The sequence below is a fragment of the Yokenella regensburgei genome, from assembly GCF_003634235.1.
GTDB lineage: Bacteria > Pseudomonadota > Gammaproteobacteria > Enterobacterales > Enterobacteriaceae > Yokenella > Yokenella regensburgei.
Map to the genome: position 1 here is coordinate 91,464 of NZ_RBIZ01000008.1, position 13,900 is coordinate 105,363.

The following is a 13,900-nucleotide window of genomic DNA, read 5'->3' on the forward strand; positions in this document are numbered from 1 at the left end:
GATTTCTCCCAATCAATTATTGGCAAGCCAGGTGTCCACATGTGAACGCACTTGCCCAACTCTGACGCCATAGACCACTTGTATTTCATTGCGGTTGCGCACCACGCCGTTGGCACCGGTGCTTTTTAATAGAACGTCGTCGATAAGCGTCATGTCATGGATAGCGACGCGTAAACGGGTGAAGCAGTTATCGACGGAAATAATATTCGCTTTGCCGCCAAGGCCTTTAATAATGTCGTCAATGGCGGAATGATTACTCTGGGCATGCTGTTTTATTTTCTGGCGATAATCTTCTTTGTTATAAAGTTTGACGCCATCGTCATCTTCCCGGCCTGGTGTTTTCAGATTCAGCTTCACGACCAGCGTGCGGAAAATAACGTAGTACACCGCAAACTGCCCGATACCAATCACCACATACATCGGCCAGCGGGTTAATGAAGCCGGCAGCGGCAGGTTATAAATTAAGAACTCAATGAGTCCTGATGCTCCCCACGGGCGCACGGTAAAGATGTCGCAAATCGCCTGAGAAGCGGCGGTGAGCGTGGCGTGAATAACCCACAGCAGCGGAGAGACAAACAGGAAGGTGAACTCAATAGGCTCGGTAATGCCGGTCAGCATCGAGGTAATAATCGCGGGCAGCAGGATCGCTTTCGCCAGCACCTTTTTCTCCGGCTTCGCGGTGTGATAGAAGGCCAGCGAAGCCCCGGCGAGGCCGAAGATGGTGGTCATTCCCTGCTGTGAGAAGCGCAGGGCGTCGTTCATGACCGGCGTCAGGTCCGGGTGGCGCATATAGGCGAGGAAAATTGCCTGGGTGCCGGAGACGGTTTGACCGTCCACGCTCAAGGTGCCGCCGATTTGCGTCAGCTGGAACGGCGACCAGACGAAGTGGTGCAGGCCGGTCGGGATGAGGAATTTTTCAAAGAAGCCGTATACAAACACCCCCGCCACGCCCGCATTCTTCATAAAGCCGGTGAGTGCACTGATGCCGTGGGTCATAAACGGCCAGATCCAGGTGAAGGCGATGGCGTAGAAGATAATCACCGGGGTCATGGCAATCAGGGTCAGCTTGGCGCCGCCGTACATCGAGAGCGCACCGGGCAGTTCCACCGCGGTGACCTTATTGTGTACCCAGGCGATGGTGCAGCCGAGAATAATCCCGAGAAACACCCCCATATCCACCACCACAAAACCTAACAGCTGGGTCTGGCCGGTACCGTAATATTCACCGTTAATTTTTTCAGCAATGCCGTGGGTATATTCGAGCCAGGAGTGGTTGGCGCCGAGGAACATAATAAAACACATTACCGCGACCAGCGCGACTTCGGTTTTTTTATCCTTTGCCAGCCCATAGCTGATACCGACACAGAATAATAATCCTAAATTACCGAATAATGGCCAGAACGTATCACCTAATAACTGGCCGAGATGATGTAAAAAACTGGTTTCAGGAATTAAAGTAGGGTTAGTTAATACAGAACTTAAGGCAAGAATTAAACCGATGACAGGCAAGAACAAGACTGCGCCGATCATTGCTCTGGAGAATCGTTGCATATTCTCCAGGATACGTTGACGTATTCCAGACATAGTGGTTATTCCTGATTATTGTAGGGTGTTTTTAATTATTTGAATGCACTTCCAATAAAGGTGTTATAGCAAGTCCTTAATCGCGGCGGAACCCGTTGCGGGAAATAGGTACAAACAGCCACAAAATGTGCACAGGTTTCGTGATAAGGCCCGCATAAACGCGGGCCTGGGTGGGATTATGGGGTGGGCGTTGTCGCTGGGGCTGCAACCGGGGCCGTGGTGACCACGCCGTTGTGCATCGTCTGGCTTACCTGCTGCTGGCTGGCGTTAACCGCTTTCATCTGGCCGTTCACCGTCGGTTTTAACGGTTGGCTGTCCTGCACGCTGCCGCTGGCGGTGAGCTGGATATTACCGTCGCCGGAAATCGGCAGCGCGGGCCAGCCCCAGGCCTGCAACACGTTAAGTGGTATACCGCGACCGTTGAGGCTGACGTTGACCTGGCGCTGCGGTAACTGTGATACCGCCGCGGTGGCTTCGAGCAGCCCTTTTTCCGTAAACGCGCTGAGTTCGCTGATATTGACCGTTGACGCATTGGCGGCGAGGGTCAGCGACGGACGACGCACGTCGACGCGGTTAAAGGTGGCGGCGGAACCGTTCAGCGTGGCGCTGCCGCTCCACACGCCCCACTGATGGTCTTTTATCAGCTGCAGGTTGGCGCCGTAGCCGTCGAGGGAGGTGATTTGCCACGGGAACGCCGGGTCGATATCGATAATCAGGTTGCGGTTAGCGCCAAACTTTTTCAGCGTCAGGCTGTTAAGCCACGCTGGCATTGGCGTCATCCACAGAGTCTTCCAGTTCTTCGGCAGGGTGTATTCGAGCCCGGCCACGGCGAGATCGTCGAGCGCCAGCGCGCTGTCGCTTCGGCTCCAGGTACCGGAGGTGCGCACCATCCCGCCTTCCCAGCGGGAGGTAAACTGGCGAAGCATGACGCCCTGTGGTGAGAGCTCAGCGTTCACAATCGGGTCGAGAAGGTGCAGCGAGCCCCAGATGGCTTCGCTGGCGTTCATTGAGATTTTACCGTCCTCGCTTTGCCAGCTGCCCTTGCTGAGGGTCAGGTTGCGCAAACTCAGGTCGAGATCGGCGACCGCCCAGTCCGGCCCCTGCAGGCTGGCGTCGGTGACCTCGAGGCGACCGATCTGCAGCGATGGCACGGTGGTGAGCGGGGCGAAAAAGTCGGCTATCGATTTGTCGCTCTGCAGACGGATGTCGTCGAGGCGCAGGGTGTCTATCACCCAACTGCCGTCGGCGTTGCGCCGGGCGGTGCCGGTGAGCGAGCCGCGGGCCATGTCGGCACCGAGCGTGCTGAGGGTGACCACGTCGTTATCGAGCGTGCCCTGAATCAGCACGTTGCTGGCCGGCACGCCGTTGAGGGTCATCGATCCGGCGCTCATTTCAATCGTGGCTTTTTTGCCTAATACGTTACCCGCCTCCGGCTGCCACGGGCTCACGCCGCCGCTCACGCGCTGGGCACTGAGCGACCATGCCGTCAGCGGGCTGTTAAATGCCATGTTGCTGAGCCGCAGATGGTCGGCCTCAAAGGGCAGCGGTGCGGTAGCCGGAGAGAGATTGAGGGTGCCGTCCTGCAGCAAAATGGTGTCGGCATGCAACGGATCGGTAAGCTGACGACTGCCAAGGCCGATATCCACCGTCCTCGCAACCAGAGTGGCCGGTTTGCTGTCGCGCCCGAAGGTGACGTTTTTCAGCAGGATATGTGAGGGCGAGGAGAAGCGATGATCCATCGCCTCGAAGGTCAACTGATAGCCCGTGTTATCACTCACCCAGGCGCTGACCTGGCGTGCACCCCAGCGGGTTTGCAGCAGGAAATAAGCGATAAGAATGACCACCAGCAGGGCGATGAGTAACCAGAGAATGAGCTTTCCGAGAAATTTCATGGTCTTCCATCCTGTGAGGGCACATAAGGCAGTTATGCACGATTTATGTGCAATCCTCAAGGAAGGAATGATGAAAAACAGTGTCACGGCGGTGGGGAGAACCACCGCCGTGCGGGGATTACTCCTTCTCTGGGGGGAAGACCAGATTCAGAACAATCGCGGTGATACCGCCGGCAGCAATGCCGGAGGAGAGCAGGTTTTTCAGCCAGTCCGGGGCGAACTGCAGGATCTGCGGCTGCTGAGAGACGCCGAGGCCAACCGCCAGGGAGAGGGCGATAATCAGGATCGCGCGGCGGTTCAGCGGCTCGCGGGAAACGATACGCACGCCGGAGGCCGCGATGGTACCGAACATCACCAGCGTCGCACCGCCGAGTACCGGCTCAGGAATGTGCTGGACGAAACCACTCACCGCCGGGAACAGGCCGAGCAGAATAAGCATCAGCGCTACCACAAAACCCACATAGCGGCTGGCAACGCCGGTAAGCTGAATAACGCCGTTGTTCTGCCCAAAGCAGGAGTTCGGGAAGGTGTTGAACACTGCCGAAACGCAGGAGTTCAGGCCGTTCGCCAGCACGCCGCCCTTCAGACGCTTCATGTACAGTGGGCCGGAAACCGGCTGCTCAGAGACGTCGGAAGTCGCGGTGATATCGCCGATCGTTTCCAGCGAGGTGATCATGAACACCAACATCAGCGGCAGCAGCAGGTTCCAGTCGATGCCCAGGCCGTAGTACAGCGGCGTCGGAATAGTCATGAGGCTGCCGTTGGTCGGTGCGGTGTTGGCGGGCAGCATGTCCATCAGCCAGGCGGCCAGATAACCCGCCGCCATAGCGATAACCAGCGAGGCGATGCGCAGATACGGGTTGCGCTGACGGTTAAGAATGATGATAAGAGCGAGAACGATACCGGCCAGCAGCAGGTTCTTCGGTGCGCCAAAGGTGTTATCGCTCATTGCGGCATAGCCACCGCCGATGGAGGTTAAACCAACCTGAATCAGCGACAGCCCGATAATCATCACCACCACGCCGGAAACCAGCGGGGTGATGACGCGGCGCGCCAGGTGCAGCACACGGGACAGCGCCATCTCGGTAAAGCTTGCCAGCATCAGGGTGCCAAACAGCGCTGCCATCATCGTCGGTACGTCGGCACCGCCGGTTTTTAGCGCCGTACCGCCCATGATAAGCGGCGCCACGAAGTTAAAGCTGGTGCCCTGAATCGACAGCAGACCAGAGCCTACCGGGCCCCAGGCTTTGATCTGGATGATGGAAGCCACCCCGGAGGCGAACAGCGACATGCTGATGATGTGTTGAGTATCTTCCGCCGGTAATCCCAGCGCCTGGCAGATGAGCAGCGCAGGCGTGATGACCGCCACAAACATCGCCAGCAGGTGCTGAAACGCGGCGAACAGGGTTTGAGGCAAGGGCGGACGATCTTCAAGGCGATAGATGAGTTCGCTGTTGTGAGTCTGCGCAACCGGTTGCGCACGTTCAGACTCGAGGGTGTTGACTGACATCTGAGGCATTCCCGTGGTGGAACAATTTGGAAGTGGGGGATTTTATCTGACTGCCAGGTAAAAGCAAACGTTTGCCACTGTGTAGACCAATAATTTACGCAACAGCCCGGGCAGCGGATTTTTATTTATCTGCTGCAAGTTTGGTCGCAAATTCGATGAGAGCTAGTACATTTTTTCTGTCGTTTTAGGCTGTTTTTTGATTAAAATCCGGCTCCTGATTTCTCATGAAGAGACGTAATCGGCACAGGAATAATGAAATCGCGTGTGAATGGATCATGCGCTAATAAGGAGCTTTCTATGTTTCACCTCGACACCTTATCGACGCTCGTCGCGGCCACGTTAGTGCTGCTTTTGGGGCGCAAACTGGTCCATACCGTCCCCCTTTTCAAAAAATACACTATCCCTGAACCCGTCGCGGGCGGGCTGTTAACCGCACTGGCGCTGCTGGTGCTCAAAAAAAGCATGGGTATCGAAATTGATTTCGATATGAGCCTGAAAGACCCGCTGATGCTGGCCTTCTTCGCCACCATTGGTCTGAACGCCAACCTGGCGAGCCTGCGCTCTGGCGGCAAAGTGCTGGGCACGTTCCTGATTGTGGTGGTCGGTTTGCTGCTGATGCAAAACGCCATTGGTATCGGGATGGCGAAAATCCTTGGCCTGGATCCGCTGATGGGCCTGCTCGCGGGCTCTATCACCCTCTCCGGCGGTCACGGCACCGGGGCGGCATGGAGCAAGCTCTTTAGCGAACGCTACGGCTTTGCCAATGCCACCGAAGTGGCGATGGCCTGCGCCACCTTTGGTCTGGTGCTGGGCGGCCTGATTGGCGGCCCGGTGGCGCGCTATCTGGTGAAACACTCTTCCACACCGAACGGTACGCCGGATGACCAGGAAGTGCCGACGGCGTTCGAAAAGCCGGACGTTGGTCGCATGATCACCTCGCTGGTACTGATTGAAACCATCGCGCTTATCGCCATCTGTCTGACGGTCGGTAAAGTGGTGGCGCAACTGCTGCTGGGCACCGCCTTCGAACTGCCGACGTTCGTCTGCGTGCTGTTTATTGGCGTGATCCTGAGTAACGGCCTGGCGCTGATTGGTTTTTATCGTGTCTTTGAGCGTGCGGTGTCGGTGTTGGGCAACGTGTCGCTGTCGTTGTTCCTCGCCATGGCGCTGATGAGCCTGAAGCTGTGGGAACTTGCTTCGCTGGCGCTGCCGATGCTGATTATCCTCGCGGTACAGACCGTGGCGATGGCGCTGTATGCCATCTTCGTGACCTGGCGAATGATGGGTAAAAACTACGATGCGGCGGTGCTGGCGGCCGGACACTGCGGCTTTGGCCTCGGCGCAACGCCAACGGCGATTGCCAACATGCAGGCGATTACCGAGCGTTTTGGCCCATCGCATATGGCCTTCCTGGTGGTACCGATGGTGGGTGCGTTCTTCATCGATATCGTCAACGCGCTGGTGATTAAGCTGTATCTGATGTTGCCAATGTTTGGCTGATAAAGAAAAAGCCCCGTAAATACGGGGCTTTTTTGTCGGATGCACTACGCTTATCCGCTTTCTTAGTCGTGATCTTCCCACGCCAGTGAACGTTTCACTGCTTTTTTCCAGCCGCTGTAAAGCACGTTACGCTCGGTAGTTTCAATGCCCGGGCGGAATTCACGCTCAATCACCGCTTTCTCCTGCAGCTCGTCCAGATTCTGCCAGAAGCCCACCGCCAGGCCAGCGAGATACGCTGCACCCAACGCGGTCACTTCACGCACTTCCGGACGCTCAACGCGAGCACCGAGAATATCGGCCTGGAACTGCATCAGGAAGTTGTTGGCTACCGCACCGCCGTCAACGCGCAGGGCGTGCAGACGAATGCCGGAGTCTGCCTGCATCGCTTCCAGAACGTCACGAGTCTGGTAGGCAATGGATTCAAGCGTCGCGCGGATGATGTGGTTAGAGTTTACGCCGCGAGTCAGGCCGAAGATGGCGCCACGAGCATACGGGTCCCAGTATGGTGCGCCCAGGCCGGTAAAGGCTGGCACAACGTACACGCCGTTGGTGTTCTTCACTTTGGTCGCAAAGTACTCGGAGTCGAACGCATCGCTGATGAGTTTCATTTCATCGCGCAGCCACTGGATGGAGGCACCCGCCATGAACACCGCACCTTCCAGCGCGTAGTTCACTTCGCCGGTCGGGCCGCAGGCGATGGTGGTCAGCAGGCCGTTCTCAGATTTCACCGCTTTCTCACCGGTGTTCATCAGCATAAAGCAGCCGGTACCATAGGTATTCTTCGCCATCCCTTCTTTCACGCACAGCTGGCCAAACAGCGCCGCCTGCTGGTCACCAGCGATGCCGGAGATAGGAATACGCGTGCCGCCTTTACCACCGATGTTGGTCTGGCCGTACACTTCGGAAGACTTGCGCACTTCCGGCAGCATGGCGCGCGGGATGTCCAGCGCGTCGAGCATTTTGTCATCCCAGTCCAGGTCGTGGATGTTGAACAGCATGGTACGGGAGGCGTTGGTGTAGTCGGTGACGTGTACGCGGCCCTGGGTCATCTTCCAGATAAGCCAGGTGTCCACGGTACCGAACAGCAGTTCGCCGCGTTTTGCACGCTCGCGGGAGCCTTCAACGTGGTCGAGGATCCACTTCACTTTGGTTCCGGAGAAGTACGGATCCACCACCAGGCCGGTCGCCTTGCGGATGTACTCTTCCATGCCGTCACGCTTGAGCTGCTCGCAGATGTCTGCGGTACGGCGACACTGCCAGACGATGGCGTTATAAATCGGTTTACCGGTTTCACGATCCCAGACGATGGTGGTTTCACGCTGGTTGGTGATGCCGATAGCGGCGATTTCGTCGGAGTTGATGTCCGCTTTTGCCAGCACTTCGACCAGCGTTGAGCTCTGGGATGCCCAGATTTCCATCGGGTCGTGTTCAACCCAGCCTGGCTTAGGATAAATTTGTTCGAATTCGCGCTGTGAAACGCTGACGATGTTGGCATCGTGATCCATCACGACGGCGCGGGAGCTGGTTGTACCCTGGTCGAGCGCAACGATATATTTTTTATCGGTCATAGTGTGTATCCCGTAGTCAGATTACAGCGAAGCATTTTGCTGCGATGAAGTTGATTTGGCTGCATCTTTTTCTTCAACCTCACAAACATCGCACGGCAAATGGCGGCCAATGAATTTGCGATAGCAGAACGCACCCAGTGCAGCACCGACGATCGGCGCAAATACGGGTACCAGGAAGTAAGGAATGTCTCGGCCACCGGTGAAGGCGACCTTGCCCCATCCTGCCAGCCAGGCAAACATTTTTGGTCCAAAATCACGCGCCGGGTTCATCGCGAATCCGGTCAGCGGCCCCATGGAGGCACCAATCACGGCAATCAGTAAACCAATCAGCAGCGGTGCCAGCGGTCCACGCGGTACGCCGTTGCCATCATCGGTCAGTGCCAGAATCAGACCCATCAGGATAGCCGTAATGACCATTTCTACCGCGAAGGCCTGCACAAAATTGATATGTGGGTTAGGGTAAGTGGAGAAAATACCGGCAAGCTCGAGGCTTTCGACGCTGCCGCGCACCATATTGTGCGTTTGTTCGAAGTTGTAGAAAAGATTGTAGTAAAGCCCGTAAACCAACGCCGCTGCGCAAAAGGCGCCGGCAACTTGAGAAATAATGAAAGGAACAACTTTACGCCCGTCAAAGCACGCAAACAGCCACAGTGCAATAGTAACTGCCGGGTTGAGATGAGCGCCGGAAACCCCTGCAGTCAGGTAGATGGCCATCGCCACGCCCAGACCCCAGATGATGCTGATTTCCCACTGCCCGAAGCTGGCGCCTGCTACTTTAAGCGCCGCAACACACCCAACGCCGAAAAATATCAACAAGCCGGTACCAAGAAACTCTGCGATGCACTGGCCTTTTAAGGTTGATGTCTGGCTCATAATCGGATCCTGAAGACGTAGTGAGGATTATTGTGTTCATGGAGGTCAAAGACGACCATGATGCCATGTAGGCATGGTGTTAATTTATCGTTAACGAGCAAAAACGAGAAATATCGAAATCAAAATGTGTGTACTACGTCATAAAATGAGCGTTTTCGCGCCATGGAGCACGTTTTTGAGATGTTCCTGAAAGTGTGAGCTGAATCATTTCATTAACGATTAAATTAACAATTTAGGGGTATATGCCGCTAATGCTCCAGGTCTAGACTGAAAATGCTCGCTATCCGCAATCTGCGCGGCTTGTCGCTGGACAGCAGCGCCGGGGCTTCATACAATCGGGGCCTATAGTAGTGCGCTTATATTTTCGTTAAGGCGTCGCCGGGGTTCCGGGACGAGATCAACGCCTTGCACGTTCAGGAGAGGTATGACGATGTCATTAGAAGTGTTTGAGAAACTGGAAGCAAAAGTACAGCAGGCGATTGATACCATCACTCTGTTGCAGATGGAAATCGAAGAGCTGAAAGAAAAGAATAACTCGCTGGCGCAGGAAGTGCAGTCTGCTCAGCACGGTCGTGAAGACCTGGAGCGCGAAAACGGCCAGCTGCGTGAACAGCAGCAGGGCTGGCAGGATCGCCTGCAGGCGTTACTGGGCCGTATGGAAGAAGTGTAAGACGCGGGCCCTCGCAGCACGGAGGGCCGCCGTTGTTTTACTGACGTTCCAGCAGGACGCCACACTCCATATGATGGGTGTAGGGGAACTGATCGAACAGCGCCAGGCGTGTGACTTTGTGCGTCTGGCCTAATGTCTCCAGATTCTTGCACAGCGTTTCCGGATTACAGGAAATGTACAGAATCCGCGGGTATGCCTGCACCATCTTTTCTGTCTCGGCATCGAGACCGCTACGCGGTGGATCAACGAAAATCGTTTCGCACTGGTAGCTCTTCAAATCAATCCCTTCCAGACGGTTGAATTCGCGTACGCCGTTCATCGCCTGTGTAAACTCTTCCGCCGACATACGAATAATCTGCACGTTATCAATGTGGTTAGCGGCAATGTTGTACTGCGCCGAAGCCACTGACGGTTTGGCGATTTCCGTTGCCAGTACGCGGTTGAAGTTACGCGCCAGCGCCAGCGAGAAGTTACCGTTGCCGCAATACAGCTCCAGCAGATCGCCGGTAGCGTTTTTGGTGGTATCGAGCGCCCACTCAAGCATCTGCACGTTCATCGCGGCGTTCGGCTGGGTGAAGCTGTTCTCTACCTGACGGTAGATCATTTCGCGCCCGCCCACCGGTAAACGCTCATCAATGTAGTCCTGATCGAGCATGATTTTCGTTTTGGTTGCCCGGCCAATCAGATGCACGTTGAGGTTTTGCGCACGCAGTGCATCGCGCAGGGCTTCTGCTTCCTGACGCCACTCGTCGTCCAGCTTTTTATGGTACAGCAGCGACACCACCGCCTGATTGCTCATGGTCGTCAGGTAGTCAATCTGGAACAGCTTATGACGCAGGGTGCGGTTGTTGCGCACGCCCTCAAGAATGGCGGTCATGAGCTGGTTAATCAGCTCGCTGGCTGCCGGGAAACTGTCGACGCGAATGCGCGATTTGGTCTCGCTATCGAAAATAATGTGGTACAGGTCGTCGCCGTCGTGCCATACCCGGAACTCGGCGCGCATGCGGTAGTGACTGACCGGTGAACGATACACTTCCGGAACCGGCGCATTAAACGGCGCCATCATTTTTTGCAGACGCACGACTTTCTCGGCCAGCTGCGCTTCATATTGTTCGGTAGGAAGGTGTTCGGGGGTCATGATGCATCCTGAATAATAAAAGTACGCGGCGATTGTAGGGATTGTGCCGGGGATGTCCAGACATAATGGTTAACAGCAGTCTGGACTTCTATATGTCGCTAATTGTAGCATTATGTTTCCGGTCTCCTGTGAGTGAAAAGGGAATCCAGTGCAAATCTGGAGCTGACGCGCAGCGGTAAAGACGGTGGGATGAGTGCCAGGTAGCAGACACTGCTTAATAAAGCGGGAAGTCATCATCCTTTATTCTCGATATCACGAGATCACCCCTCAGCCCGAAGACCTGCCGGAATTACGTCGCATCAGGTTTCCTCATCGCGTGCTATAGATGAAACCCGCGGCATCCTTCTTATTTACTGGATGCTTTTTATAATGATTAAAAAAGCTTCGCTGTTGACGGCATTGTCCGCCACGGCATTTTCTGGCTGGGCGCAGGACAGTGCCCCTGACACCATGGTCGTTACCGCCAACCGTTTTCAGCAGCCGGTCAACACCGTGCTGGCCCCCACCAATATCGTGACAAAAGAAGACATTGAGCGCTGGCAGTCAAAAACGGTGCTGGATGTGATGCGTCGCCTGCCGGGTGTTGATGTGGCGCAAAACGGCGGAATGGGTCAGAGCTCTTCTCTGTTTGTTCGTGGTACCGAAGCCCGCCATGTGCTGGTGCTGGTGGATGGCGTGCCGATGGCGCGCCCGGGTATTTCGAACAACTCCGATATCGATCAGATCCCGGTGTCGCTGGTACAGCGTATCGAATACATCCGCGGCCCACGCTCTGCGGTGTACGGTTCCGGTGCGATTGGTGGCGTGGTGAACATCATCACCATGACAGACTCCGCGCGTTCGCAAATTAACGCCGGGATGGGGACCAACGGCTATCAGACCTATGATGGTACCTTCAATCAGCGTTTTGGCGATACGGTAGTCACCGCTGCAGGGGCGTACCAGACCACCAAAGGGTTTAACGTTCAGCCGAATTCAACCTACCCAGGTGACAGCGATCGCGATGGCTATCGCAATAAGCTGCTGTGGGGCGGCGTACAGCACAAGTTCAACGACAATCTTTCCGGTTTCTTCCGTGGCTATGGTTATTCTTCTAACGCCGATTATGACCAGGGTAACTGGGGCTACGACGGTGGGAACGATGAACATCAGAACTACAGCCAGTCGTGGGATACCGGAATGCACTTTAACTCCGGCATCTACTCTTCTCAGCTGGTGGCTAACTATCAGCGCAGCAAAGACTACAACTACAGCAGCCAGACCGGGCGTTATGCCTCAGGCTCCAGCCTCGACGATATTGAGCAGCGTTATATCCAGTGGGGGAATAACGTTGAAGTAGGCCATGGTGCAATAAGCGGCGGCGTTGACTGGAAGCAGGAGAAGCTGCGCTCCACCGGCACGACCAGCACCGATGTCTATAAACGTGATACCACCGGCCTGTACCTGACCGGGCAACAGCAGATTGATACGGTGACGCTGGAGGCCTCTGGTCGTGAAGATCACGATGAGCAGTTTGGCTGGCATGGTACCTGGCAGACGGCGGCAGGCTGGGAGTTTATCGACGGCTACCGGACCACGCTTTCTTACGGTACGGGGTTCCTTGCCCCTTCTCTGGGACAGCAGTACGGTGCGGATCGCTTCGGTATCTCCTCAAACCCGAATCTGAAACCGGAAGAATCAAAACAGTGGGAAGCCGGGCTTGAAGGCCTGACCGGGCCGGTTGACTGGCGCCTGTCTGCTTACCATTACGATATTCAGAACCTCATCGACTACAACAATAACGCCTACTACAACGTGAAGTCGGCCACCATCAAGGGTATGGAGTGGACGGGTAATGTCACTACCGGCCCGGTGGATCACCATTTGACGCTGCAATATGTTGATCCGCGTGACGATGAAACCAATAAAACGTTATATCGCCGCGCCAAGCAGCAGGTGAAGTATGAGCTGACGGGGCAGATTTACGATCTCGGCTGGGATGTGGTCTATCAGTACATCGGTCAACGTTATGATTATGACTACGATAACTCTCGTGAGGTCAAATTGGGTGGTGTGAGCCTGTGGGATATCGGATTGTCGTATCCGGTCACCTCACATCTGACAGTTCGTGGTAAAATAGCTAACCTGTTCGATAAAGATTACGAGACAGTTTATGGCTATCAAACTGCAGGACGAGAATACACCTTGTCTGGCAGCTACACCTTCTAATCCACGTCCCACCGTACTGGTCTTTGATTCCGGTGTCGGTGGGTTGTCGGTTTATGATGAGATCCGGCACCTGATGCCGGATCTCCATTATGTTTATGCTTTCGATAACGTCGCCTTTCCTTATGGAGAGAAAAGTGAAGAGTTTATCGTTGAGCGTGTCGTTGAAATCGTTACTGCCGTACAGCAACGCTACCCGCTGGCGCTGGCGGTTATTGCCTGTAACACCGCAAGTACCGTTTCCCTTCCCGCATTACGCAAAAAGTTTGCCTTCCCGGTTGTCGGCGTGGTGCCTGCGATTAAACCCGCGGCGCGACTGACGGCGAACGGCATTGTTGGCCTGCTGGCAACGCGCGGCACGGTGAAGCGTCCTTATACACGTGAGCTTATCGATCGTTTTGCAAATGAGTGCCGCATTGAGATGCTGGGCTCGGCCGAGCTGGTAGAGCTCGCGGAAGCGAAGCTCCACGGTGAGCCGGTATCGCTCGACGAGTTGCGTCGTATTCTGCGCCCGTGGCTGCGGATGCAGGAACCACCGGATACCGTGGTACTCGGCTGCACACACTTCCCTCTATTACAGGAAGAGCTTATGCAGGTGCTACCGGAAGGAACGCGCCTTATCGATTCCGGGGCGGCTATTGCCCGTCGCACGGCCTGGTTATTAGAACATGAAGCACCGGATGCGAAGTCTGCCGACACCAATATCGCTTTTTGTATGGCGCTAACGGCAGAAACTGAACAACTTTTACCCGTTTTGCAGCGTTATGGCTTCGAAAGGCTCGAAAAGCTGGCTGTTTAGCGAGCGTTTGCACAAAAAAGAAACGGTTGAAAAGTTTTTTGAAAACAGGACTTGTCAACGCCGCAGAACTCCCTATAATGCGCCTCCACTGACACGGAACAACGGCCTACAAGCCGCCGGGTTAGCGGGGTTCAGAGATGAACGCCACAGAGAAAAGTGAA

At 55.4% G+C, this 13,900-nt stretch carries 10 protein-coding genes and 1 riboswitch; of the genes, 4 read left to right on the forward strand and 6 right to left on the reverse strand.

Annotated elements, in window-relative coordinates:
* Positions 1-12: 12 nt before the first annotated feature.
* From C7387_RS21945 to C7387_RS21955, 3 genes are all read right to left on the reverse strand, one after another.
* Positions 13-1,584, reverse strand: a complete 1,572-nt coding sequence (locus tag C7387_RS21945) for a PTS transporter subunit EIIC (RefSeq protein WP_040903112.1) — start codon at positions 1,582-1,584, stop codon at positions 13-15.
* 176 nt (positions 1,585-1,760) lie between these two features.
* Positions 1,761-3,476, reverse strand: a complete 1,716-nt coding sequence (locus C7387_RS21950; RefSeq protein ID WP_120817505.1) for an AsmA family protein — start codon at positions 3,474-3,476, stop codon at positions 1,761-1,763.
* 118 nt (positions 3,477-3,594) lie between these two features.
* Positions 3,595-4,986 (reverse strand): nucleobase:cation symporter-2 family protein, encoded by a 1,392-nt coding sequence (locus tag C7387_RS21955; RefSeq protein WP_120817506.1) that lies wholly within the window; start codon positions 4,984-4,986, stop codon positions 3,595-3,597.
* Positions 4,987-5,283: 297 nt separating this feature from the next.
* On the opposite strand from C7387_RS21955, the gene gltS reads away from it, so the two are divergent.
* Positions 5,284-6,486, forward strand: a complete 1,203-nt coding sequence (gltS, locus tag C7387_RS21960) for a sodium/glutamate symporter (RefSeq protein ID WP_006817912.1) — start codon at positions 5,284-5,286, stop codon at positions 6,484-6,486.
* 62 nt (positions 6,487-6,548) lie between these two features.
* On the opposite strand, the gene glpK is transcribed toward gltS, so the two are convergent.
* Entirely contained in the window at positions 6,549-8,054 is a 1,506-nt protein-coding gene (gene glpK, locus C7387_RS21965; protein ID WP_006817911.1) for a glycerol kinase GlpK, read from the reverse strand.
* Positions 8,055-8,075: 21 nt separating this feature from the next.
* Positions 8,076-8,927 carry an MIP/aquaporin family protein gene (locus tag C7387_RS21970; protein WP_006817910.1) on the reverse strand — a complete coding sequence of 284 codons (852 nt, stop codon included), beginning with the start codon at positions 8,925-8,927 and terminating at the stop codon, positions 8,076-8,078.
* A gap of 424 nt (positions 8,928-9,351) precedes the next feature.
* On the opposite strand from C7387_RS21970, the gene zapB reads away from it, so the two are divergent.
* The gene (gene zapB, locus C7387_RS21975; protein ID WP_006817909.1) at positions 9,352-9,597 is read left to right on the forward strand and encodes a septal ring assembly protein ZapB; all 246 of its coding nucleotides are present in this window, start codon (positions 9,352-9,354) and stop codon (positions 9,595-9,597) included.
* A 37-nt stretch (positions 9,598-9,634) separates the two neighbouring features.
* On the opposite strand, the gene trmA is transcribed toward zapB, so the two are convergent.
* On the reverse strand, positions 9,635-10,735 hold the full coding sequence (trmA, locus tag C7387_RS21980) for a tRNA (uridine(54)-C5)-methyltransferase TrmA (protein WP_120817507.1): 1,101 nt from the start codon (positions 10,733-10,735) through the stop codon (positions 9,635-9,637).
* 102 nt (positions 10,736-10,837) lie between these two features.
* Positions 10,838-11,037, forward strand: a riboswitch (cobalamin riboswitch).
* 67 nt (positions 11,038-11,104) lie between these two features.
* Here trmA and btuB point away from each other — a divergent pair.
* Entirely contained in the window at positions 11,105-12,943 is a 1,839-nt protein-coding gene (gene btuB, locus C7387_RS21985) for a TonB-dependent vitamin B12 receptor BtuB (protein ID WP_120817511.1), read from the forward strand.
* The gene (murI, locus tag C7387_RS21990) at positions 12,888-13,739 is read left to right on the forward strand and encodes a glutamate racemase (protein WP_120817508.1); all 852 of its coding nucleotides are present in this window, start codon (positions 12,888-12,890) and stop codon (positions 13,737-13,739) included. The genes btuB and murI overlap by 56 nt, the downstream gene beginning before the upstream one ends.
* Positions 13,740-13,900: the final 161 nt, after the last annotated feature.